Raw genomic sequence first — 23,635 nt, 5'->3', positions numbered from 1 at the left:
TCAAATATAAAAGTTTATTGGTTATTCAACTCCACAACAAATGTAGCCGGCTCAAAACAAAAAAGCCACGCTATAATTAAATATAACGTGGCACCGTTGCTGTGTACTGCTATTTACCCCTTAGTAACCGGTACGGTTAAACTAATAGTCAACTCCTCCGGCGATCCGTTGCGGGTAATGTTAAAATCTTTGGGTTTTACTTTAAAGCTGCCTTTAAAAAGGCCTTCGTTGCCTTTGTCATCAAAAGTAAAATGAATGGTGACTGGTTTGGTAACGCCCTTCATATTTAGGTTACCTATAGCTTGGTAAGCGTTGCCGCTTTTGCTAACCGCCGTTGAGGTAAAGGTTATGGTGGGATGATTGTCGGCATCCAGGGCATCTTTGGCGTGATTGTTTTTGATAAAGAAACCGGTAGCAATACTTTCTACATCAATAGATGCCGAAATTTTTGATTGCCCGGGGTCAACTTTGTCAAACTGGATATTGGCCTTTAACGTTTCAAATTTTCCGCTGATACGGCCGCCCTCAAATTTAACCTCATAAGGGCTTTTAACTTTATAAGTAACAAGCGATAGGGCAAATGCCGAAAGGCTGATTACCAGCAAGACGATTAACGAATACGTGATCTTTTTCATATTATTTCTTTTTACATTAATAGATGCCCCCGTGTTTATTACAGGCAGGTATGTAAAATACGTTTTACAATATAGGTAGGTTGCCTTGGTTGTTAAACTTAAAGGTATGACTGTAGTAAATTGATTTGGTTTATTACCTTTTTATTCCTGTTAGTGCAGGCGTAATCCAATTAGGTTAAGAAGAGCAGAATACTAGTCAATATCCTCTTCATCTGCACTTTCGGCATATTGCCAATTCTCATCAACGCTGCTTCTCCAGGCGTTCCAACCATATTGCAGGTGATATATTTCGTTAATACTGGGATCAAGTTTGGTAATCTCTTCAAGGCAAACCAGCAGTGAATCAGTTATATCAGGGTGATCGCTGGTGTGAAACTGCCAGTCGCCGTCTTCGTTATGATAAACGTATAATATTGGTTGGCCCTCAAATACCTGTTTTGTGGTATATACGCCCATGTTCTTTTCCTCGTAAAATTTAAAGCCGATATCCCTGTTTAAAAGTGGTTGTTTGAATTTCCAGGCCGGATTAAAAGCTTCATCCCACGGGAATAGCTGCTGTTTATCGGGCCAAACTAATTGAAAAACGGGATAATCATGGCTATAATCGTAGAACCAGCTTGCATAACCGAGGTAATTAGGATAAAAGGCCTTATCAACTTCAATAAACTGAACTTGGTAACCCTGTAAATAGCCGGGATATAATACGTTAGGAACGACGGCACTACCATCTTTTGCTATATCGCGAACATGATTTAATATGCCGGCCATAACGTTGGTATTCAACCCGAAACAGATGACTTCTGGATGCCTATAGTTTTTATACAAACCAATTGTATAAACAAAGCCAGGCAGGTAGTTGTCCGGCTCTATCAAAGCCAAATGGCACCCATATTCTTCAACATTGTTAATAATAATCGCTTCGGCTTCCGTATTGTGCTGGCTGTGGTCTTTATCCATGATAAAAGAATTTGGCAGAAATATACAAAGTTTTTGCCTGCCCGTAATTCAAAATATCTTTCTACATTTGCCGCAGATTAAATCAGTCTGTCAACACTTTGAGCCATGTAATCTCATTAGCATAAAAAATGTTTAATGATCTTCCCCAACACCCGCGGGGAGGAAACAAATTTACTATTTCCATTTCTTAAATTTTACAACATGGCTATTTCACAAAAATATGGTCGTACGTATCATTACCCGTTTTCGCCCGGTACTACCAGCGACGACAGGATACAACACGACTACTGGGCGCATCTGCAGCAGATTCCCAAATTGATACATACCGAAAAACTGGATGGCGAGAATAATTGCCTGTCGAAATATGGTGTATTCGCCCGCTCACATGCCGCCCCAACGGTTTCACCGTGGACACAGAGCATCCGTCGCTTTTGGCAATTGATTAAAAATGACCTGGGCGACCTCGAGATTTTTTTAGAGAACCTTTACGCGATACACTCCATCGAATACCATAACCTGGACAGCCATTTTTATGTGTTTGGCATCCGCGAGCATGACCGCTGGTTAAGCTGGGACGAAACCCGGTTTTATGCCGCAATGATAGGATTGCCAACCGTGCCCGAGCTTGCTGTTGTAACAACACCGGCAAGCCAACAGGTTTTTGAAAAAGACGTACTGGCTTTAACTGCGGGCAGGGGGACGTTGGAGCCGCACGATATTATTACGGGCACGCCAACAACCATTGAGGGTATTGTTACCCGTAACGCAAACGGCTATGCCACTGACGAGTTTGCCCGTAACGTATTTAAATACGTACGCAAAGGACACGTTAAAACTGACGAACACTGGACGCGCAGCTGGAAACGCGCCCGCTTAAAAAATGAAGGAGGTACCTATGTGGGCCATTAATGAACATAAAGACTGGGACAGCCTGGCAACCCGTTTTGAATGGGTAAGCAGGATGGAAGGGGTGCAGCAAGACCCAATTTACCATGCGGAAGGTAACGTGGCTATTCACACGCAAATGGTATTGGCTGCTTTGATTGCCCAACCAGCTTACCGGCAACTGCCTGCACAGGAGCAGGAAATACTATGGGCAGCCGCGCTGCTGCACGATGTTGAAAAATATAGCACCACCGTGGTTGAGCCTGATGGGCGTATTACATCAAACGGCCATGCGCGTAAAGGCGCCATGACGGCCAGGCAAATATTGTACAGGGACGTGCCTGTCCCGTTTGCCATCAGGGAACAGGTGGTAGGCTTGGTGAGGTACCACGGCCTGCCGCTTTGGGTATTTGAGAAACCCGACCCGGCAAAAGCTTTGATTATAGCCAGCATGGAGGTTAATACCGAATGGCTGGCTTTATTGGCGCGTGCCGATGTTCTGGGGCGTACCTGTGCCGACCAGGCGGAAATGCTTTTTAAAATAGACTGTTTTGAAGCATTTTGCCGCGAGCAGAACTGCTGGGGAACTGCACGTAATTTTGGCAATGACGACGCCATGATGTACTACCTGCAACATGACAATGCCTACGCGGATTATGTTCCTTTTGAGCAGACTGCCTTTGAAGTAATATTGATGAGTGGCTTGCCGGGTGCCGGTAAAAACACGTTTATCCAAAAGAATTACCCGGATATGCCGGTGGTGTGTTTGGATGATATCCGGACGGCACGGGGAATTTCGCCAACGGATAAGTCGGGTAATGGCCAGGTAGTGCAGGAGGCTAAGGAGTTAGCAAGAATTTACCTGCGTAAACAAACCGGTTTTATATGGAACGCCACCAACACTACCCGCCAGATGCGGCAGCAACTGGTTGATTTGTTTACCACCTATAAAGCCAGGGTAAAGATAGTTTATGTAGAGGTGCCCTATACCCACCTGCACCGCCAAAATAAAAGCCGCGAGGCCGCCGTGCCCGGTGCCGTATTGGATAGGTTGATTGGTAAGCTGGAAGTACCGGCGCTTTGGGAAGCCCACCAGGTTGAGTATAATTCCGTCCCTTTTTAATTAAAGGGGAGGGGTTTGGGTAGATGATTCCTGTTTTATTATATTCGACTGAAGACAAACAAGGCGGTTAACCAATTTAGGATAACCGCCTTGCTTATTTGAAAGTAAACGCTTATCAGCACCAAATTTAACTCCCAAACTGGGTTAAGTGATGGTTCAGATGTTTGTAAAACATATTATTCCATTCCCCAACCTTTAAAGGCCCAAACGAATGCGACATTTTTCCGTCGAACTCCTTTTCGCCAAGTTGCTGCGTTTTTTGGATGTAGCCAATCAGCCTGGCTTTTTCGGTCTCAAAATCTCTTTCGGTGGTGATGATAAAGGCCGGGGCGGTAGGCCCATTATGTTTGTATGGTACTTCGCTTACCACCTTATTTTTTACCAGCAACTTCAGGATCAGCTTCATAAAGCCATTAGGTTTGGGGTGTTTTTCCGGCTCGTAAACCATTTCGTACGATACACAGCAATGCGCAAGCATTTGCGATACATTCATTTTACCCCATTGTGGAGTGGTGGCTGGGGTAAGGGTGTTAATCCTTTCGATAATACCATCAGCAACGGGCTGCGAAAAGATATTGGGTAAAGCCATAATGGTTTGTTTTGTATTGATTTATAGAGTTTTAGATGTAACTCAATATGAGACAAAAGGTAAAACTTTTTTACCACGAATCGAGGAATAAATACTAAGAAAAAAAATGAGGTGAAGTTTATCCTCCTGCATTCACCAGTTTTCCATACTTTTCCAGCATACCAATAATTTCGGCAAGCTTCATGGGTTTGCTCAGGTAATCGTTCATGCCGGCTTGCAGGCAGGCTTCCTTGTCTTCTACCATCGCATTGGCCGTCATGGCTATAATAATAGGCTGTATGGCCATGTTTTTCCTGATGTGGCGGGTAGCTTCCAGCCCGTCCATTTCGGGCATCTGGATGTCCATCAGGATAACGTCGTACGGCCTGGCTGCTACCGCGTCAATAGCTTCCCGGCCGTTTACCGCAATATCGGGCTGATAGCCCATTTTATTGAGTATCTGTTTGGCTACCTTTTGGTTTATCGCATTGTCTTCGGCTATCAAAATATTTAAGGGGTATTTAATAGCCAGTTCTTTTGACAGGCCATCTTTTGCAGGCTTTTGATCGGCGGTAACAGCTTTATCACTTTTAAGCTGATCGATAATGTGTTTAAGCAATATATTGTGCTTGGCCGGCTTGGTTAATATTACATTAAAAAGGTCAAACTCGCGTTTGGTTTGTTTATCAATAGAGCTTAGTAAAATCAGCGGCAGAGAGGGGTGGGCTGCCTTTATTTTGCGTGCCAGTTGGGCGCCATCCATCTGCGGCATGTGCATATCTGTAATAACAAGTTCAATTTGATTGTTGGCCTCTAAAATGGCTAAAGCCTCATCGCCGGAGCTGGCTATTACAGGAACAAATTTCCAATGCTTTAGCTGGTTTTCCATAATATTGCGATTGGTGGCATTGTCATCCACCACCAATACCTGCTTATTTTCAAGGTTGGCGGTATCCAGGTTAAAATTGCTTGAATTGGTTTTTATGCCCACCCTGGTTTTTATGTTAAAGCTAAATGTGGTGCCATGTGCAACCTGGCTGCTTACTTTAATCTGGCCGCCCATCAAGTGAATCAGTTTTTCGCTGATAACCAACCCAAGCCCGGTACCGCCGTACTTGCGTGTTGTACTTGAATCTACCTGCGAAAAGGCTTTAAAAAGGCGCGACAATTTATCTTCAGATATCCCGATGCCCGTATCGCGGACGGTGAACGACAAGTTAAAATCCTCGTCGTCTCCCGAAAGCCTTTCTACATCAATGAATATTTCGCCTTCGGTGGTAAACTTAATTGCGTTGCCTACCAGGTTTATCAATACTTGCCTCAGGCGCATCGAATCGGCAATGATATGCTCTGGTACGCCGGGCGCTATCTGGTAAATAAGGTCGATGTTTAATTTCGACGCTTTATCGGCAAAAAGGTCGAGTACGCTTTCCACGCAATCTCTGATGTTAAAGTCATGCTCTTCCAGCTCCATGTTGCCCGATTCGATTTTAGAGAAATCGAGGATGTCGTTAATTACTGTCAACAGGGCATCGCCCGAGTGTTTAATAGTTTCGGTGTATTCGGCCTGCTCCGTGGTAAGGTCGGTATTGGCCAGTAAGGTTGCCATGCCTATCACACCGTTCATGGGGGTACGAATTTCATGGCTCATGGTAGCTAAAAAGATACTTTTGGCTTTGTTGGCGTTTTCTGCCTCCTCCCGGGCCTTCTCTGCCGCTTCGCGCGATCTTCTTTCTTCTATAGTAAGTTGTGTAATGCTTTCAGTACGTTCCTTTACCTGCATTTCAAGGTATTCTTTTTGTTGCCTTATTGTATGCGTTCTGTACCTGAAAAAGGCATAAATGGCGCCCGCAAATGCTATAACGGCAAGCGTATCAAACCACCAGGTAAGCCAAAAGGGTGGTATAATAGTTATCTGAAGCGGAGTTGTTACCGGCGACCATAAACCCTGGCTATTACGATATTTTAACCGTACATGATAAGTGCCAGGCCCAAGGTTGGTATATAAGGCTGTATTATGGTTGCCTATATAATTCCATTCTTTATCAAAGCCGTCTAAATAATAAGCATACTGCTTTCTATCTGCCGATGCATAATCAAGTGCTGCAAACTCAAATGAAAACACTGATTGTTTGTAGGATAAAGTAAGGTTGCGGGTATCAGTAATGTCATTTTTTAACGGCGATGGGTCCTGGGCATTTGTGGCAATGGTAAGCGGTTTGTTAAACAATTGAAAAGATGTGATAACCAGGGGAGCAAAACCGGCCTGTTTTAATACTTTACCCGGCGAAAAACAATTAAACCCGTTAATGCCGCCAAAATAAAGGGTTTTATCATCTGTTTTTAAGGCCGAGTGAGGCTTATATTCGTCGCCCTGCAAACCATCTTCTGTTGTATAGTTATAAAAGGTTTTATTTTCGGGATTAAACTTAGATAGCCCGCCGTTACTGCTGATCCAGAGGTTACCGGTATCGTCGGCCCTTATGCCGTATATAATATCGCTGGGTAAACCGTCTTTTTTTGTAAACGTAGTAAAGTGGTTGTGCAACGGATCAAACAGGTTGAAACCCGAAAGGGTAGCCAGCCATAGCCGGCCTTTATCGTCTTCAAAAATATCGGTTACACCATTATTGCTTATACTGTTTGTTTTTTCGTCATGAACAAAGCGCGTAAAAGTATTTGTAGTGCGGTTAAAAAGGTCTAAACCGCCGTCGGAAGTGCCAATCCAAAGGTTGCTTTTTTTATCTTCAAACATTACATAGGGCCTTGGGCTGCTTATTCCTTTGAGATCGTTTACGTTAAAACGGTAATGAGTAAATATTTTGGTGTTGTGGTCGTAACAGTCTAACCCATCGTTAAAGGTAGCTAACCAGGTCTTCCGGTCGCGGGTATGTAAAATGTAATAAATATTGTTGCCGCCAATTCCCTGTGGCTTGGCATCGTCATGTTTGTAGTTGGTAAAAACATTTGTTTTAGGATCATATACACTAAGCCCATCGCCCCAGGTACCTATCCAAAGCTTCCCTTCATAATCTGGTTTAACTGTAAGTACATAGTTACCTGTTATGCTGTTTTTTCCATTAGCTGCTTGTTTATAGTTCTTAAACGTTTTAGTTGCCGGGTCAAACTTATTTAGGCCACCGCCATCGGTGCCAATCCAAATTTTATGCTCTTTATCCTCGGCCAAATCAAGCACGTAATTATTTGAAAGGCTTTGCGGGTGGCTGTTATGCCGGTATAATGTAAAGCTTGATGTTGATTTTTTTGACAGGTTAATGCCCCCACCAAAAGCGCCAACCCACATATTACCCGTCCGGTCGCGGCAAATACCGTATACAGAGTTGCCATTAATACTGTTATTATCTACCTCGTCGTGCTCGTATGTGCTGAATTTGCCAGTTTGGTTATTTAATACGCACAGGCCACCGTTTTCGGTGCCAACCCACAGATTGCCTGCTGCATCGCTGTTTAAAGCATAAATAGTATTGGATGAAATGCTACCTGTGCGGCTTTTGTCCTGCACAAAACGTTTAAAAGTTTTATGGGCACTATCAAACAAAAATAGGCCATCGCCCTGGCTGCCAAGCCATAGGTTATGAAATTTATCTTCGAATATACAAGGGATAATTTTACCCAATATAGTTTTTGTTGCTGGGTCATAATAGGGGAAATGAATAAAATTGTTTGTTTTAGGATTGTAAAGGTTTAAACCTCCGCCACCGGTTCCTATCCAAATGCGTTTTTCCGAATCTTTGTAAACGGTACGTACATTATCCTCGCTCAAACTGCCGGCATCTTTATCATTGTGCTGAAAGTGGTAAAAAGTATTGGTTTTTAAATTATAGCGGTCGAGCCCGCCGTTTTGGGTTGCTATCCATAAATTGCCATTATCAAAAAGTAAACGGTTAATAATGTTATCATTAATGCTATTTGGGCGGCTAATGTCATGCAGGTACCTTATAAAATGTCCGGTTGAGCGCTGGTACATATTTAAGCCGCCCTGGGTGGCCAGCCACATGTTGCCGCTACTATCTTCGGCAATATCGGTTATCGTATTATTGCTTAATGATCTGCTGTCCTTGTCATCGTATCGGTAAGTGATAAAACGATAACCATCATACCTGTTAAGGCCGTTTCGGGTAGCTATCCACATAAAACCCCGGCTATCCTGAAAAATGCAGTTTACGTTTATTTGCGATAATCCTTCGGCAGTGCCCACATGCAAAAATTTAAGACTTTCGTTTTGAGCATAGCTGCTAAACGGTATTATAATGCAAATTAAAAGTAAAGCACTGATAATATGTTTAAGCTTATGGCATGGCCTGTACATAGAACGTTGTTAATATGCTGTGTTGAATTAAGAAAACTGCCCCCTGGCACCGGGTTTATATACAAAATTTGTATACGTCGATATTAGTAATAGGTTACTCCAAATTTAATGATATCTCGGGATTTTAAAAGCGATTTAGCAGTATGTGTCGTAAAAATTATCGTTAATGGCGTTGCAAAAATACTTACTGACAATAACTTTGCCCTGAAACCGGCTGATGATACCTGTAACACAGCATTGCATAAATTGATTATGCTTTTTATATTTAATAAAGGTTGGGGGCCGAAGAGTATCAGGAACAAATGGCACATTTAATTTAGTATTAAATGCTATATTTAATAAATATAACAAACCTTATTATGATTCCCGATTTTATATCAAAACAACGCAAAACCCGGCTTGAGTTATTGGGCTGGTATCAAATTGTGGGTGGTATAGCCGGCGTGTTGGTAACCTTTTGGATATTATCAAAAACAGAGCAAATTACCTGGGTGATTGCGTTGCTTTTTTTACTTGCATTCGCATTGTACAGTTTCTCTATCTATTGCGGAAAATTACTCCTGGGCGCACAATATAGCAGGGGGCTAAGCTTATCCATCCTAAACCAGGTACCGCAAATTGTAAGTTTTGTTTTTATTGGTTATGCATACCAATATAATGCCGGTGCTGCGGTTGAACTGACGTTAAGTTATGGTTCCGGTACTGTGAGTAGCGGCCTTAATTTTGGTGTTGATTTTGGGATAATATCAAAATGGTTGTTTTCCATCGCATCTGACGATTTATCTTTTAAACTATCTGTCAATTTTTTGGCAATTTACCTAATTTATTTTATCGACAAATTAAGGGAAGCCCTGCGACACGAAAAGGTAAATTATGAAATAGCGACAATTGAACCGGAAATTTGAAAAAATATAAAACAATTTTATTTTAATTTGTTGTATTTGAATGAATTATAATCAAACCACCAATGTGCTGATCATTGATGACGATGCGGTTAATAATTTTATTGCCGAAACCCTTATTAAAAAAGCAGCCAAAGACGCGGAAATTACTATTTGTTTAAACGGACAGGAAGCCATAGAACAATTGCTAAGCATCAAACAAAGCTCGGGTAAGCTACCCAGGTTTATATTTTTAGATATTGCAATGCCGGTAATGGACGGCTGGAAGTTTCTTGACGAATACCACCGTTTAAAGTTGGGCGATGGAAGCAATAGTGAAATTATTATGGTCTCTTCGTCACGGTTCAGGCACGATATTGACCGTGCGCTTGGGAATGCCATAGTGAAAGAATATGTTAAGAAGCCGCTTAGCATGGAATTGGTAAAAAGGATATTAAGGGTAGATCATCACGATAATTGGTAGCGATTTATAGCATCTGCTTTTTGCCTGCAATAATTTATCAGGCAACGTTAATTCTACAGCAGAATTGCTGAACTTAGACCAACTTTTATTGTGAACATGAGTACAGAACTAAAAAACTTTATCAATAACTATGTAAAGTTGGAAGATGCCGAACTGGATGATATTGTTGGCCGTTTTAAAAAAAGACAGGTATGCAAAAATGAGTTTCTTTTAAAGGAGGGCGATATTTGCGGCGATCTTGTTTTTGTTCAGGAGGGATGTCTGCGTTTGTTTTACCTTACCGGCGATGTAGAGATATCCGTTTGGTTTGCTTTTAAAAATTCATCGGCTATTGATATTTATAGCTTTATAAGCGAGAAACCTTCGGTGTATTTTTTGCAGGCAATTGAAAATAGCGAAGTGATGTACTTGCCCAAAGCCGAATTGTTAAAACTATACCAAACACATCCCAAAACGCAGGAAATGATGCGTAACTTTTGGGAAGATGCCGTGCTTAATCTTATTGACAGGTTTACCGCGCTGCAAAGAGACTCGGCAGAGGAGCGTTACCTTCAGCTGTTGTCAAAACCGCCATATTTGCAAAAAATTCCGCAAAAATACCTGGCTTCATTTATAGGGGTTACGCCAACGTCGTTAAGTCGTATCCGAAAAAATATCAGGTAGCTTGAGAGGGAGTGGCTTTTACCTTTTGTTTTTATTGTAAGCATTTATCAGGGTGGCAATAACTTTTGATGTTGATAGATTTAGATCAATAGCAATGCATTGAGGTTTTAAAACAATTGTCCTTATCCTTGCTGAGAGAAATAGCCATAAGGGTTATTATAGTAGGCTTAGTATCATGCTTTTTTCTGATAAATGGTTAAATGTTTTTGGCCGGCAAGCCTTTGTTTTTTTGGGCTGATGTTTATGCACAGTAAACAGGTGCCGGTGAAACTTCTCAGGGGGCACCCTGGGTGCCAACCATATAAATCCAACCTGGCTTAACATTTAAAGCTATATCCGGTAAAGAAAAGGCTGTTTAGTCAAACCCAGCAACAATCGAGAGAAATGTTTAGCGGCTTAAATTCGAGGTAATATATAATTAATCTGTGCAGGAACCTAAGCCTATAAGTGCAATTTTTTAGGCTGATCTGAAAAATATACTTTTTAGTTTATGCGGACGGCTAAATCTTCCAATAATTGCCGCTGAGTATGATCATATTTAACATTTTAATGCTGTTATCGTAATAGTCATAATCTTTCAGCTTAAAATGAAGCAGGTAATCCCACGTATGGTTTAGCCATTGCTGGTTTTTAGAATCTGTCATGGCCGAAACAGCAAAAGGCGCTATAAAGCTCAATGCTTCAAAATGGCGGGTGGGCAGGTCGTTACCAGCTAATGTGTAGCCTGCAGATATGTTATCAGGATTATCGCTGCTTGTCGACCGGATCCACCGGTTAATTTTGCCGGTTATTACTTTCGCCCTTTCATCGCCATATAATAAATAGTCGGCGGCTATGCGCCAGGGTACCCGGCAGGCATTATAATTATAACAGCCATCATACTTCGATTCCAGGTACATAGGCCTGGCCGGACGCGGGCTTTTGTTTACCTGCTGTATAAAGTCGGGCACAAGGCCTGCATCCGGGCTGTATTTTTGCTGTAGGTGGGCGAAAAGGCGATAGGTGTTATCGGTTACTTTATCCCAGCGTACATCGCCTGTAGCGGCCTTAAAAGCTTTAAAATGCGATGGCATAAAATCTGATGTACGGGTATCAAAATAATCATCGCTATCGGTTTCAACGTCATTGCCAAGCAGAACGGTAAACTGATGCCGGTTAATTTCATATTTCATGATATCGGCAATCAGCAATTTAGCTGCTTTTAAATAATTAACATTACCGCGGCTACCCCATTGCTTATCGGCCAGTAATAATGAATAGGCAATGTCCATATCACCATCTGTTGCCGAAGAATGATCGGTGTTATTGCCTTTTTTATCCTGCGCCCATGCCATCAGGTATTGCCCTTTTCGCGCAGGATGCAATTGATAATATCGAAACAACGCGTCATACACTGTTTTTGCAGAAGCGTCGGCCCCGGCCATCAGGGCTACGATAATCATGCCATAGCCTTGTCCTTCGGATACACATTGTTTGTTGCCCGGCCTTTCAAACCAGATGTAACTTTGGCTTTTATCTGCAGCCTGTTTTACATAGCGGCTTTTCCATTGCCAATAAAAAGTAAGGACGCTATTATCAAGGTTTTGCTGATTGAGGTGATTAGGTAGGATGGAACTTTTTGTATAAATTGTATGTTGGGGAAAAGGCTTCGATACATGCTGCGCGCTTAAACTATGGCAGGTAAGCAGCGTAAGCAGTAATGTAATTCCCCTTTTTAGCATGGTTTTTTATTATATAAGAAAAGCCATTCAATGCAATATTTACCTATTTTAACGCAAAGGGTGCAGATTGTTGTTGGGTGAATGGCATAGATGCCAGAATGCCCGCTGTTAGATCTGCAGAAAATCATCGAAATTTCTACCTTTCGCCTTTGACCTTTATCCTTTCGCCTAAATAACTACTCGATCCTCTTCCGGATCAACTCCTTCCGGTACCTTTCTTTCAGCGGGAATTTGATATCTGTAAGCAGGTAAATACCGGTGCCTTTTTCGCGGGCAAGATAATATTCCACTTCGCCGATTTTTTTGTAGGAGCCTATCATGTTGCCGGCCACAAACTGCCGAATGTTTTCGCCGCCGCTGTCATCCACATAAATCATGTATTTACAATTTAGCGTATCCGGGGCCCAAAGGGTAAAACTACTGTTAAGGGATGCTACATCGGGGTAGTTGTATTGCTTGCGGTAGTGGTGCAATGCTCCGGCTTCGCCGTAGTTGTCGGCGTATACAATAGTTTGTTTTTGCTGCTCGGGTGTAAGGCTATTGTAAGCGATACCAACTTTTTGGGCCATTTCGTCCCAGCCCAGCATGTCGGCATAGTCTTGCGTGGTAGCATGCAACTTTTGATCCTCCCAGGTCATGGCAAACCTAAAGGGAGGCAGGTTTTTGCCGGTGAACCTGAAAAAAGCCAATGTTTGCTGCAATGGTAAAATGGGCAGTACCAAAGGAAGCAACAGCATATTAGGGATGGTAAAGCTGGCAATAGTTAAAGTACGCAAAGCGTAACCACTTGTTTTTAACCATCGTTCAAACCCAAAGCCACCTGCTGCAAACAACATAGGATAGGCCCCGAAAAGGTAATAGTTTTTACCGTCCATTTCGAGTAAAAAAATGAATATCAGTACGTAAGCGATAGCCAGAAACTGGAAATTGCGCAGCTTGAACGAAAAGATTAAAAACACAAACCCCGTGAACCAAACAAATAAAGCGATGCCATGAACTGTAAGTTGCTGTTTGATAAAGTCGCCGGTGGTAATATAATCAAGTTGTTCCTCGCGGAGTGCTTTCATGTGGGTTATCACCGGGAAATGGTGCGTTACCTGCCATATAAAGTTAGGCAAAAATATGAGCATGGCTAAAGCCATTGCGCCCAATATGTGCTTGTTAAATAATAGCTTACGCTGTTTGCTAATGAGGATGCCCACTATAAGGGCGATGGTGAAAAACAACATGGTATACTTGGTAAGCATGCCAAAACCAACTGCCATGCCCAACCAGTATAAATATCTTACATCGGTTGTATTAAGGTACTTAATAAACAGCCAGACTGTTAAAACCCACCAAAACTGATCAAACACTACCGGCTGAAAAAGGTAATCGCTTGCGGCAAAGGCCGGCGAAAATATCAGGACGAGGCAGGCCAGGGTAATGGCAAACCTGCGGCCCCCAAATTCAACTACAATACGGCCTGTAAACCAGATGATGAGCCCGGCAAATACGGTGGGGAAAATGCGTGCGGCGAAAACCGAATTGCCAAATAAGGTGATAGTTAGCTTGGCCAGCAGCGCGATAAATGGCGGTACTTCCTTATAACCCCAATCCAGGTGATCGGCCAGTACAAGATGCAAAAACTCGTCGCGGTGAAAGCCGAAATGCCCAATGGCAAACAGATTTAAAACGACCTTTATAAATACAAAAATCAATATGAAATAAACGTACGTCGACTTCCGGTTTCTGTAGGGCATGTTTTAGGTAGCTTAAGGCTGAATGCAGCAAGCTGAAAGCCTGATGCTGGAGGGTAAAGATAATTCTTTACCGGTAAAAAGCAAAAGGGGGCAAGGGGAGGTAAAAGGAGAAAGGTTAAAGGCGAAAGGTGGGAAACTCTTTGCGGCTACCTTTAACCTTTCGCCTTTTACTTTTTACCTCATATCCGGGTTATATCGGCTCCTAAAGCCTTTAAACGGGTATCGATGTGCTGATAGCCACGTTCAATTTGCTCAATGTTGTAAATGGTTGATTTACCTTGTGCCGATAATGCCGCTATTAGCAGCGATACTCCCGCGCGGATATCAGGCGAGGTCATGCTGATGCCGCGTAACTGTACCTGTTTATCCAGACCGATAACTGTAGCCCGGTGCGGATCGCAAAGGATGATCTGGGCGCCCATATCCAATAGTTTATCTACGAAGAACAAACGGCTCTCGAACATCTTCTGGTGGATTAAAACCGACCCTTTGGCCTGTATTGCCACTACTAATACAATACTCAGCAGATCTGGAGTGAAGCCGGGCCATGGGGCATCGGCAATGGTCATGATAGAACCGTCGATGAAGGTTTCAATTTCATAATGATCCTGTGCAGGAATGTAAATATCGTCACCACGTAACTCTAACTTGATCCCCAGGCGTTTAAAAACATCCGGGATCATGCCTAACTCTTTGTAATGCACATCTTTAATGGTGATCTCGGACCCTGTCATGGCAGCAAGGCCGATGAATGAACCAATCTCGATCATATCCGGCAGCAAGCGGTGCTCGGTGCCGCCTAATTTGGTAACACCCTCGATAGTAAGCAGGTTTGAGCCTATGCCGCTGATTTTTGCACCCATGCGGTTAAGCATTTTGCAAAGCTGCTGCAGGTATGGTTCGCAGGCAGCGTTGTAAATGGTGGTGGTACCTTTGGCAAGCACGGCAGTCATCACAATGTTGGCGGTGCCGGTTACAGATGCCTCATCCAGAAGGATATAGGTGCCTTGCAGGTTGGATGCATCTACATTAAAAAAACCATCCTCGGGGTTATAATCAAAGCGGGCACCAAGCTTCTCGAAGCCAAGAAAGTGCGTATCCAGCCTCCTGCGGCCTATTTTGTCGCCGCCGGGTTTGGGGATGGAAGCCTTGCCGAAACGCGCCAGCAGCGGCCCCACAATCATGATAGAGCCCCTTAAGCCACCACCCTTGGTTTTAAAAGCCTCCGACTGGAAAAAATCCTGGTCGATGTCTTTGGCTATAAAGGTATAAGTTGACTCGTCTGTTTTTTCGGTGATAACACCCATATCGCCCAGTAGCTCAATGAGTTTGTTAACATCCTTAATGTCAGGTATGTTGCTGATGGTAACTTTTTCTTCGGTAAGCAGTACCGCCGAAATTACCTGTAGTGCTTCGTTTTTGGCCCCTTGAGGGGTAATTTCACCTTTTAGCGGTTTGCCGCCGTTTATCACAAATGCGTTAGTCATGGGTGTTTATAATTGATAGGTCAAATGCTTCAAATGTTGTGAACACCCGAAAGTGTTAAATGTGTTTTTATATCCGGCAAAGATTATAATTTTTCCTGATTGTTCGTTCATTAGTTCAGTTTGTTCATTAGTTCACTGGTTCATTAGTTCATTGGTCTTGCGTGGCGGTTTTAAGGGTTTTGCTGGTGCATGACTTTTTAAATAAGCCTTTTTACGTATAAGAATGCAATAAATGATCAAAAAGGTGATAGAAAAGGGCAATTTTGGTCAAGAAATATCCAGAAAAATTCAAAGAAAATTCAAGTTTTTTTAGTTTAAAAAGTCGGCAAAACAAACAACCCCGTTCTCTATCAAAGAACGGGGTTGCAGTATTTATCGTAATAATTTACCGGTGTATCAACCGCCGATTGTAAAAATCATCCTCACCAAAAAATCCATTAGACAAGACCAATGAACTAATGAACTAATAAACCAACCGGAACTAATTAATCAACCAGGACTAATATTTTTTAGCTCCCTGGTTACGGTTACGGTTGTTTTGGTTATTGTTGCGCGGGCCGTTGTTGTTTTGGTTATTGTTAGCACGGCCGCCACCGCCACCACGGTTGTTGTTATTGTTGTTTTGCTGGTTGTTACGGCCACGGCTGTTATTGTTGTTGTTTTGCTGGTTGTTGTTTGGCCTAAACTCAACGCGGTTAAGGTTAACGTTTTCATCCAGTTTTAAGGTGCCGCCAGATAAGGCGTATAAATCGGCAATAATGCTTTCGTCGGTAACAGAATCTTTGTTCCATTGTACGTAGGCCATTTTCATGAAATTGGCTATAGCCTGTACCATGTGGCGTTTGCGCTCGGGCTCATCAATTGCCTTGGCCTTTTCAATCATCAGCTCAATGGTTTTGCCATAGTGCTTGTATTTAATACGCTGGTGGGGGTAACGCAGTGGTTGCGGCTTCAGGTGGATAGCCTCGGGCGTTGGTTTGGGGTAGGGGGCATCCACATCAATCTGGTAGTCAGATATAATGTGCAGGTGATCCCATAGCTTGTGTTTAAAATCGGCCACATCGCGCAGGTGCGGGTTTAAAAAACCCATCAGGTCAATTACTACCTGTGCGTAGCGGTTACGTTCTTCTTTAGTGGGTAGTGCAACTATGTACTTAACCATGTTTTGTACGTTGCGGCCATATTCCGACAGGATTAGTTTATTCCTGGTTGAATTATAGTCAAATATAGGCGTGTTTTCTTGTGCCATGCAATTAATAATGTTTTAAGAAAGTTTTAAGTTAGCCATGCGTCTTTTCCCTGTGTAACAAGGGCCCAGGAGGCTAAAATTGAATTGTATTTGAATAGTAGTAACGCAAATATAACATTATAGTTATATAATGTGCAAATAAAAAAAGAGCCGATGCCTCACGTATCAATTACATGCATTAGAAAAATATGTAATTTGCGGCAACATAACCCGCCTGTCATGCTGAGGAACGAAGCATCTGTTAACCACCAAGCATGGCCAACATGCAAAGTTTGGGAATAGATGCTTCGTTCCTCAGCATGACAGGGAGGGCAGAGAAACGAATACCGTATCCATGCAACACAAACTACTCATTACTCACATCGATGTTTATCGTTTTAGCATCCCCATGGAGCCGTTCACTATTGCCACCGGCACTATGGACCATGCTCAAAATGTGTTTATCCGGGTGCATACCGATGCCGGGTTTTACGGGGTGGGCGAGTGCTCGGCCTTCCCGATGATTGTGGGCGAAACGCAGGATACCTGCCTGGTAATGGCTAAGGGTTTTGCCCGGCTGTGGATTGGTAAAGATGCGCTTGATATACCCGCACGCATGCAGCAGCTTCACGCTGCCGCCGCAGGCAATACCACCATTAAAAGCGCCTTTGACATTGCCCTGCACGATTTAGCTGCCAAAAATGCCGGCTTGCCATTATACCGGTTTTTAGGCGGCGAAAAACGCATTGTGGAATCAGATATCACCATTGGCATTGATAGCCCGCCAACTATGGCCATGAAGGCGTTGTACTTTAAAGCCTCGGGGGCAAATATTTTGAAGGTAAAACTGGGCAAAAATGCAGATGCTGATGTGGAACGGGTTAAACAGATCCGCGAAGCGGTTGGCCCCGAAATGCTCATCCGCATTGATGCCAACCAGGGCTGGAGCTTTGACGATGCCGTTTTTGCCCTGCAGGCGATGGGCGAGTACAACGTTGAATTTTGCGAACAGCCCATGCGCACCTGGTACGATGACCGCCTGCCTGAACTGATGCAGCTATCGCCCGTAAAAATTATGGCCGACGAAAGCGTATACAACCACCACGATGCCCGCAAACAAATCAACAGCGGCAGCTGCCACTACGTCAACATCAAAATGGCCAAATCGGGCGGACTGCTGGAGGCCAAAGCCATCCACGATGAAGCCGCAGCCAAAGGCATTGCCTGTATGATGGGCGGGATGCTGGAAAGCCGAATTGCCCTGAGCGCCAAACTGCATTTTGTATACGCCAGCCTCAACATCAGATTTTATGATATGGACACCTGCATGCTGGGCCACCTGGTTGACCCCTGCATTGGCGGCGTTACTTATGATGGCTATAAACTGAATATTGATGATGCCATAGGCATTGGTGCCGATGCTGATGAGGAATTTTTGAAGGGCTGCGGGCACTTTAGGGTGTAGGCGGCGTGGCGGCGACGACTCACCCCGACGAGGCTACGCCCGTCTGCCCCTCTCTCCGACTGCGTCGCATAGAGGGGCTAAAAAGGAAAAAATAAGAAAATAAAAAGAGAGTTTAACCCTCTTTGCGGCTTAAGCCGGAGAGAGGGTCGGCCAGCGCAGCGTAGCCGGGGTGAGTCGTAACCGCCATGCAGAGCGAACTCTCCGGTCGACACCACACAACTATAACACATTAACATAACCATTCACCACTCCATGCAAATCCGCCCCGCTACCCTCACCGATATCCCGGCCCTGCTGCAATTTGAGCAGGGCGTTATCACTGCCGAGCGCCCCTTCGATCCAACCCTGGTGCCCGGCGCTATCAAATATTACGACCTGGAAATGTTTATCACTTCGCCCGATGTGGAACTTTTAGTGGCCGAATTGGACGGCCAACTGGTGGGTAGCGGCTACGCCCGTATTAAACAAAGCGAAAAGGTTTATTTTGACTTTGAGCAATTTGCCTACCTTGGTTTTATGTACGTTTTGCCGCAACACAGGGGCAAAGGCATCAATAAACTCATTATCGACAGGTTAAAAGAATGGGCCAAAGCACAAGGCCTTCAAGAACTGCGTCTGCAGGTTTATGCTGATAACGAAGGCGCGGTACGGGCTTATGAAAAAGTGGGATTTGAGAAGCATATGGTGGAGATGCGAATGGGGTTGGAGTGAGGTAGCGCTGTTCGAAGTCTCTGACTTCGAACGTCTATGCCTGTAGTTTGCAACTACAGTAACCGCATCTTATATTTATCAACAAAAAATATCATGTTTAAAAAAGGCTACGTTATCCGCGATTAGCAAGTATGACATTTACAGTTGTGGGTTGGATAGACTGATTCATCCGGCAGCAATACCACGATTTGGTAATTGAATCGTTAAAATATTGTCAGCAAAAAAAGGCTGCACCTTCATGCATATGTAATTATAAGCAACCATGTTCATTTAATAGCATCCGTTGATGAAGGTTTTACTTGAAGTGAATTCGTCCATACTACCCAATTCAAAATAACACCTGCCATATTCAAATCAGCGTATCTTAACCAGGGTTTAAAAGCTTTACTTTGTTGCATAAAATCAAATGGAGCTGATGCGCAGTATCATCATATTTATATTTTGTGCTTTCCTGGGGCTTTGCTGCCAGGCGCAAAAGCCGGTAATGTACCTGGATAGTATCAACCCGGTCATCCGGTACGATAGCCATGGCGATTCTATCCGGAAGTATTTTTCCATGACATTTTTTAATTACCAAAGCTTTCACCCTAAAAATAAAAAAGTGCTGCTTACTGCATTTTACTCCAATAAACTGGCGGTAAACTATCGGCAGGCTGTACAAAAAATACCCCGGTTAAAGGAATACGACAACTCCCGGTCGCAATCATATATCCAAATGGTTGATGGTTATGCGGGCAGATATGCCATCCCTATTTTTGATTCGTCGGGAATAGTTATAACGGTTAATGGTATCAACCCGCAAAATGTAAACCAATTTCAATTCAGGGTTATAGAGGATAAGCAGAAAGTGGTATTACCTTGGACAAAGCCAAAGTTGTTTTGCAAAGCCTACCTGATGACTCAAATTGCCGAAATTGGTAAGATTGATGAGCTATCTGCATATTTAGGCCAATTTAAAGAGGCCTATGGCAAAGCGCTTACCTTCCAGGTACGCAGGATTAATACGCCCGACAGTATTGAATCTTCGATCTCGGCGTATTGGGTAAAATGGCAGCCAAGAGTTGTGGGTGTGTTTACGTTTGCGCAACTGCCCGATTTTTTAAGTCTTTTTAAAAAGCAGTGGACAAGCCCGCTGGAAGACCCAAGCCAAAGCGATTGGAGTAAGGACACTGTTTTGTTGAAGTTGAGAAAAGACTTCCGGCACAACGAAAATAACCTGATTTTTTATTTGGATGATATTATTAAGTCGCGAAGTATCATTGAATATAACCTGGTGAACGGAAAAGACAGCACCGGCTGGACGGTTAATGATTTTGATTTTAACTTAGTGTGGCTCAAAAATCTGTCGCCCGGGCATTATCAGTTAAAAATACGTTATAGCGTACAGCGCAATAATATTTGCACCTATGCATTTACTGTAACAGCAGCCTGGTATCAAACGGTATGGGCAAAAGCAGCCTTAAGTATGCTTGTTGTGTTTGCCGTCGGGTTTGTACTGCTACTCTGGCGATCAAGGAAGCAGGCAGCAAAGCTTAAAGAAGAAAGTACCTTAAAGCAATTGGTACAAACCGAGCTCAGGTCCATCCGGTCGCAATTTAACCCGCATTTTGTGTTTAATGCCCTTAGCTCCATACAAGGGCTCATCACCAAAAACGATTCGCAAAACGCGTCTAAATATTTAATTGAGTTTAGCAATCTAATGCGCGATTCACTGAAAGCCAGTGACAACGAATTTGTAAACATTTTTACCGAAATAAAGATACTGGAGAACTATCTGGCACTCGAAAAACTACGGTTTGGCTTCGATTATCAAATTAAAGTGAGCAAAGAAATAGATGCCAGCGCCATTGAAATGCCCGCTTTATTTTTACAACCCCTGGTAGAGAATGCGGTAAAGCATGGTATATCGGCTTTGCAGGAAAACGGGCAGCTAATTGTCCTGTTTGAGAAATTGGATAACGACATGGTAGTTACTGTAAATGACAATGGCAAAGGTTTTAACCCCAATGATAATGCTAACGGCTTTGGCCTTCAGCTAACCAAAGAGCGCATAAAATTATTGAACAAGACATTGAACGGGCAGCACATAGAATTTTTGGTAAAACGGACGGATAATGTAACCCAGGTTATTATCCATTTTAAAAATTGGCTAATATGATACGAGCGGTAATTATTGACGACGAAAAAAACAATATCGAAAATATTGTGCACCTGTTAAAAAAAAATGAGCTGCCGGTAACAGTTGTGGGCACAGCCACCAATGCCGATGACGGGGTTAGTTTAATTACAGCAAGCAATCCCGATTTGTTGTTCTTAGATATCCAGATGCCGGATAAGAATGGCTTTGAAGTGCTTAAAGCTTTGCCACATCAACAGTTTGAAGTTGTTTTTGTTACCGCGTTTGACAACTACGGGATACAGGCCGTTAAATTTTCGGCTATAGATTATTTGCTGAAGCCGATAGATCCGGAAGAATTAAAAGCATCGGTAAGCAAAGTGGAGGCTAAACTGATGCAAAAGAAGGCCAACCTGCAGCTTGAAAACTTAATGGAATTTATAAAGGATAAGGACGCGAAAAAGGATCACAAATTGGCCCTGTCTTCAACCAAGGAGATCAGGTTTGTGCACACCGGGGATATCATCCGTTGCGAATCATCAAACGCTTACACGCAGTTCTTTTTATCAGACGGAACAAGTATCATGGTATCAAAACCAATTTTTGAATACGACGAATTATTAAGCAGCTACGATTTTATCAGGTGCCATCAATCGCACCTGGTGAATATAAAGTTTATCAAAAGTTTACTCAAGGAAGATTCGGGCTATTTATTAATGGACGATAATACCCGCATCCCCATCTCCAGGAACAAAAAAGAGAACGTAATAAAACGCTTACACACTATAAAAAAATAAAAAAAATCATATCATGAAAAACCTATTACTGGCAGCATTAGTGTGCTGCAGCAGCTACTTAAGTGCCCAAAATTTACCAGCTATTGCCATCGAGGATAAAAAAATGGACGCCTATCTGATGAACAGGAAGCCCGCAACATTAACCGTGCAAATAAAAAACCTGCCCGATAGCGTTAAAAAAATAAATATCAAATATACCCTTGTACAACTCGGCGGAAGCATGCAGGCAACTAAATATGCAGAAACAGATGCCACCGGCCAGGTAAAAATAATTCTTGATGAGAATTTGCCTTACCAACAAATTTGGTTAGACGCAGGTAACTACTTATATACAGGGATATATGTGGATAAAGGGCTTACTGTTACAGTAGACACGCGGAAAGTACCTAAAGATGGCGCGTATATGATAGGCGAGGGGATTACCTTTTCTGGTTACGACGGCGAATTAAATACCGTAATGAACAAAAAAGTGTTGTTTAAAAAGAAAGAAAGGGAGAGTTTGGTTAATGATCTGCGGGCCGTATGTAACTGGAGAAAAAAATACACTGCAGATGCCTTCACTTTTAAAACCGATTCTGTTTTAAGGCTATTGAAAAGTATAGATAGCGAATTCATCAGCGGTTACCCTAAATATGGATGGGCTGTTAACAATGAAACCTTGTCGGAGTTTTACGGTGAAATTTGCATCGCCTATTGGAATGACACCATACCCGGCCAGCTTATTAAGCAGATAAACGCGCACCAGCCAATATTTACAAGTAACGATGGTGTGATGTTTTACAAATACCTGGGCATTTATACAATGGCCCAAAAGCGCTTTAAAAAAGAATCGGCGCTCAACAGTATCATGATGCTATGTGATAGTTTATATACGCAGCAGCGATCAGATCTTTTAAAACTATTTCTTTTAGAATCGGAGAAAGATAATTATGCCCGCACTTACCCCATGATCATCAGCAGTATCAAAACAGCCTGGTGCAAAAAAATCGCTGCAGATGAAATGATTAAGGTTGATGATAACCAAAAGAGAATAGATAGCGTTTTAGCTTTATCAACAAAGTTAGAAAAGGCGGATATTGGTACCCCCTTAATTCGGTTACCTTTTGATGCCAGCTTATACCGGTTAGATACCGTAGCAAATATTGATAGCTTTATATTAAATTTAAAGGCAAAATTCCCCAACAAAGCGCTTATTATTGATTTTTGGGCAACCTGGTGCGCCCCGTGCATAGCCGATATGCCGTTCAGCAAAAGTTTGCACCAAAAAAATAAAGATCTGCCCGTTGAATATATTTATCTATGTACTACCAGTAGTTCAAGTATTGATATATGGAAAAACAGAATAGGAGAGATGCAGATCCCCGGTACGCATATTTACGTGAATGATAAAATCATCGCCAGGCTAAAAACTGTGCTTAATGCGGAAGGGGGATTCCCAACTTATGTGGTTATTGACGTTAATGGCAAAGTAAACAAGTCAAAAATTACCAGGATGGAGGCTTTGGATAGGGAAAGTTTAAAAAAAAATGTGGGACTTTAGCAGAACGCATGCTGAAAACGCTGTATGAACCTTAGCCATGCCGTCTTATTTCGACCACTTTGGCGCAAGGTTGTGTGGCTGCATGGGGGAGAATCACTTGTGATTTTTTTTATAATACACACAAAGAACAGGCCCGCCATCCCATTTAGCGCAAATGTTGTGCTACTGCATGAGCGGGGATCGCTTGTGATTTTTGCAAACCAATCACATCGTAAACACAGGTCCGCCATTGCATAACCCATAACACAGGAACTGCGCTGAAAAAAGGGCAGGTCAGCCAATGTCCAGGCCACGACACAAGA

The 23,635-nt window shown here is 42.9% G+C and carries 18 protein-coding genes; 10 read left to right on the top strand and 8 right to left on the bottom strand.

Going from position 1 to position 23,635, the window contains the following annotated elements; genetic code table 11:
- Window positions 1-113: 113 nt before the first annotated feature.
- Both ACFGVS_RS10060 and ACFGVS_RS10055 read right to left on the bottom strand, forming a co-directional pair.
- Window positions 114-635, bottom strand: a complete 522-nt coding sequence (locus tag ACFGVS_RS10060) for a YceI family protein (RefSeq protein WP_090649161.1) — start codon at window positions 633-635, stop codon at window positions 114-116.
- A gap of 192 nt (window positions 636-827) precedes the next feature.
- Window positions 828-1,592, bottom strand: a complete 765-nt coding sequence (locus ACFGVS_RS10055) for a DUF4262 domain-containing protein (RefSeq protein ID WP_439698501.1) — start codon at window positions 1,590-1,592, stop codon at window positions 828-830.
- 201 nt (window positions 1,593-1,793) lie between these two features.
- Between ACFGVS_RS10055 and ACFGVS_RS10050 the strand changes: the two genes are divergently transcribed.
- Together ACFGVS_RS10050 and ACFGVS_RS10045 are read left to right on the top strand one after the other, a co-directional pair.
- Window positions 1,794-2,501, top strand: a complete 708-nt coding sequence (locus ACFGVS_RS10050) for an RNA ligase family protein (protein ID WP_439698500.1) — start codon at window positions 1,794-1,796, stop codon at window positions 2,499-2,501.
- Window positions 2,473-3,600, top strand: a complete 1,128-nt coding sequence (locus ACFGVS_RS10045; RefSeq protein WP_439698499.1) for an AAA family ATPase — start codon at window positions 2,473-2,475, stop codon at window positions 3,598-3,600. Before ACFGVS_RS10050 ends, ACFGVS_RS10045 begins: the two co-directional genes overlap by 29 nt.
- A gap of 127 nt (window positions 3,601-3,727) precedes the next feature.
- On the opposite strand, the gene ACFGVS_RS10040 is transcribed toward ACFGVS_RS10045, so the two are convergent.
- Together ACFGVS_RS10040 and ACFGVS_RS10035 are read right to left on the bottom strand one after the other, a co-directional pair.
- Entirely contained in the window at window positions 3,728-4,189 is a 462-nt protein-coding gene (locus ACFGVS_RS10040; RefSeq protein ID WP_439698498.1) for a DUF1569 domain-containing protein, read from the bottom strand.
- A 118-nt stretch (window positions 4,190-4,307) separates the two neighbouring features.
- Entirely contained in the window at window positions 4,308-8,498 is a 4,191-nt protein-coding gene (locus ACFGVS_RS10035; RefSeq protein ID WP_439698497.1) for a two-component regulator propeller domain-containing protein, read from the bottom strand.
- 359 nt (window positions 8,499-8,857) lie between these two features.
- Between ACFGVS_RS10035 and ACFGVS_RS10030 the strand changes: the two genes are divergently transcribed.
- The 3 genes from ACFGVS_RS10030 (at window position 8,858) to ACFGVS_RS10020 (ending at window position 10,526) form a co-directional block, all read left to right on the top strand.
- A complete protein-coding gene (locus tag ACFGVS_RS10030) occupies window positions 8,858-9,403 on the top strand; it encodes a hypothetical protein (protein ID WP_274212576.1) in 546 nt (181 codons plus the stop codon).
- Window positions 9,404-9,443: 40 nt separating this feature from the next.
- Window positions 9,444-9,863, top strand: a complete 420-nt coding sequence (locus ACFGVS_RS10025) for a response regulator (RefSeq protein WP_090649184.1) — start codon at window positions 9,444-9,446, stop codon at window positions 9,861-9,863.
- A 96-nt stretch (window positions 9,864-9,959) separates the two neighbouring features.
- Window positions 9,960-10,526, top strand: coding sequence for a Crp/Fnr family transcriptional regulator (locus ACFGVS_RS10020; RefSeq protein ID WP_439698496.1), 567 nt, complete (start codon window positions 9,960-9,962; stop codon window positions 10,524-10,526).
- Window positions 10,527-11,026: 500 nt separating this feature from the next.
- Here the strand turns inward: ACFGVS_RS10020 and ACFGVS_RS10015 are convergent, their stop codons facing one another.
- From ACFGVS_RS10015 to ACFGVS_RS10000, 4 genes are all read right to left on the bottom strand, one after another.
- Entirely contained in the window at window positions 11,027-12,247 is a 1,221-nt protein-coding gene (locus tag ACFGVS_RS10015; RefSeq protein WP_439698495.1) for a glycosyl hydrolase family 8, read from the bottom strand.
- A 176-nt stretch (window positions 12,248-12,423) separates the two neighbouring features.
- Window positions 12,424-13,989 (bottom strand): ArnT family glycosyltransferase, encoded by a 1,566-nt coding sequence (locus tag ACFGVS_RS10010; protein ID WP_439698494.1) that lies wholly within the window; start codon window positions 13,987-13,989, stop codon window positions 12,424-12,426.
- 179 nt (window positions 13,990-14,168) lie between these two features.
- Window positions 14,169-15,476: a UDP-N-acetylglucosamine 1-carboxyvinyltransferase gene (gene murA / locus ACFGVS_RS10005; RefSeq protein ID WP_090649199.1), complete on the bottom strand. Its 1,308-nt coding sequence runs from the start codon at window positions 15,474-15,476 to the stop codon at window positions 14,169-14,171.
- A 499-nt stretch (window positions 15,477-15,975) separates the two neighbouring features.
- Window positions 15,976-16,725 carry a DUF4290 domain-containing protein gene (locus ACFGVS_RS10000; protein WP_090649202.1) on the bottom strand — a complete coding sequence of 250 codons (750 nt, stop codon included), beginning with the start codon at window positions 16,723-16,725 and terminating at the stop codon, window positions 15,976-15,978.
- A gap of 334 nt (window positions 16,726-17,059) precedes the next feature.
- Here ACFGVS_RS10000 and ACFGVS_RS09995 point away from each other — a divergent pair, with 334 nt between their 5' ends.
- From ACFGVS_RS09995 to ACFGVS_RS09975, 5 genes are all read left to right on the top strand, one after another.
- Complete coding sequence (locus ACFGVS_RS09995; protein ID WP_439698493.1) at window positions 17,060-18,169, top strand: mandelate racemase/muconate lactonizing enzyme family protein; 1,110 nt, start codon at window positions 17,060-17,062, stop codon at window positions 18,167-18,169.
- 252 nt (window positions 18,170-18,421) lie between these two features.
- Entirely contained in the window at window positions 18,422-18,880 is a 459-nt protein-coding gene (locus ACFGVS_RS09990) for a GNAT family N-acetyltransferase (protein ID WP_439698492.1), read from the top strand.
- Between the two features lie 415 nt (window positions 18,881-19,295).
- Complete coding sequence (locus tag ACFGVS_RS09985; protein WP_439698491.1) at window positions 19,296-21,038, top strand: sensor histidine kinase; 1,743 nt, start codon at window positions 19,296-19,298, stop codon at window positions 21,036-21,038.
- Window positions 21,035-21,793, top strand: a complete 759-nt coding sequence (locus ACFGVS_RS09980) for a LytR/AlgR family response regulator transcription factor (RefSeq protein ID WP_090649214.1) — start codon at window positions 21,035-21,037, stop codon at window positions 21,791-21,793. Before ACFGVS_RS09985 ends, ACFGVS_RS09980 begins: the two co-directional genes overlap by 4 nt.
- A gap of 13 nt (window positions 21,794-21,806) precedes the next feature.
- Window positions 21,807-23,333: a TlpA family protein disulfide reductase gene (locus ACFGVS_RS09975; protein WP_439698490.1), complete on the top strand. Its 1,527-nt coding sequence runs from the start codon at window positions 21,807-21,809 to the stop codon at window positions 23,331-23,333.
- Window positions 23,334-23,635: the final 302 nt, after the last annotated feature.

The sequence above is a fragment of the Mucilaginibacter sediminis genome (assembly GCF_051903035.1).
Taxonomy (GTDB): Bacteria; Bacteroidota; Bacteroidia; order Sphingobacteriales; family Sphingobacteriaceae; genus Mucilaginibacter.
Note: the sequence above shows the minus strand (reverse complement) of the source record. Positions and strands in the feature narration are given on the sequence as shown.

Coding starts and splice junctions, on each gene's coding strand:
- murA (WP_090649199.1), bottom strand. CDS start 15,476: ATGACTAACGCATTTGTGATAAACGGCGGCAAACCGCTAAAAGGTGAA.
- ACFGVS_RS10035 (WP_439698497.1), bottom strand. CDS start 8,498: ATGTACAGGCCATGCCATAAGCTTAAACATATTATCAGTGCTTTACTT.
- ACFGVS_RS10020 (WP_439698496.1), top strand. CDS start 9,960: ATGAGTACAGAACTAAAAAACTTTATCAATAACTATGTAAAGTTGGAA.
- ACFGVS_RS10060 (WP_090649161.1), bottom strand. CDS start 635: ATGAAAAAGATCACGTATTCGTTAATCGTCTTGCTGGTAATCAGCCTT.
- ACFGVS_RS09980 (WP_090649214.1), top strand. CDS start 21,035: ATGATACGAGCGGTAATTATTGACGACGAAAAAAACAATATCGAAAAT.
- ACFGVS_RS09975 (WP_439698490.1), top strand. CDS start 21,807: ATGAAAAACCTATTACTGGCAGCATTAGTGTGCTGCAGCAGCTACTTA.
- ACFGVS_RS10030 (WP_274212576.1), top strand. CDS start 8,858: ATGATTCCCGATTTTATATCAAAACAACGCAAAACCCGGCTTGAGTTA.
- ACFGVS_RS10000 (WP_090649202.1), bottom strand. CDS start 16,725: ATGGCACAAGAAAACACGCCTATATTTGACTATAATTCAACCAGGAAT.
- ACFGVS_RS09985 (WP_439698491.1), top strand. CDS start 19,296: ATGCGCAGTATCATCATATTTATATTTTGTGCTTTCCTGGGGCTTTGC.
- ACFGVS_RS10055 (WP_439698501.1), bottom strand. CDS start 1,592: ATGGATAAAGACCACAGCCAGCACAATACGGAAGCCGAAGCGATTATT.
- ACFGVS_RS10050 (WP_439698500.1), top strand. CDS start 1,794: ATGGCTATTTCACAAAAATATGGTCGTACGTATCATTACCCGTTTTCG.
- ACFGVS_RS10045 (WP_439698499.1), top strand. CDS start 2,473: ATGAAGGAGGTACCTATGTGGGCCATTAATGAACATAAAGACTGGGAC.
- ACFGVS_RS09995 (WP_439698493.1), top strand. CDS start 17,060: ATGCAACACAAACTACTCATTACTCACATCGATGTTTATCGTTTTAGC.
- ACFGVS_RS10040 (WP_439698498.1), bottom strand. CDS start 4,189: ATGGCTTTACCCAATATCTTTTCGCAGCCCGTTGCTGATGGTATTATC.
- ACFGVS_RS10010 (WP_439698494.1), bottom strand. CDS start 13,989: ATGCCCTACAGAAACCGGAAGTCGACGTACGTTTATTTCATATTGATT.
- ACFGVS_RS10015 (WP_439698495.1), bottom strand. CDS start 12,247: ATGCTAAAAAGGGGAATTACATTACTGCTTACGCTGCTTACCTGCCAT.
- ACFGVS_RS09990 (WP_439698492.1), top strand. CDS start 18,422: ATGCAAATCCGCCCCGCTACCCTCACCGATATCCCGGCCCTGCTGCAA.
- ACFGVS_RS10025 (WP_090649184.1), top strand. CDS start 9,444: ATGAATTATAATCAAACCACCAATGTGCTGATCATTGATGACGATGCG.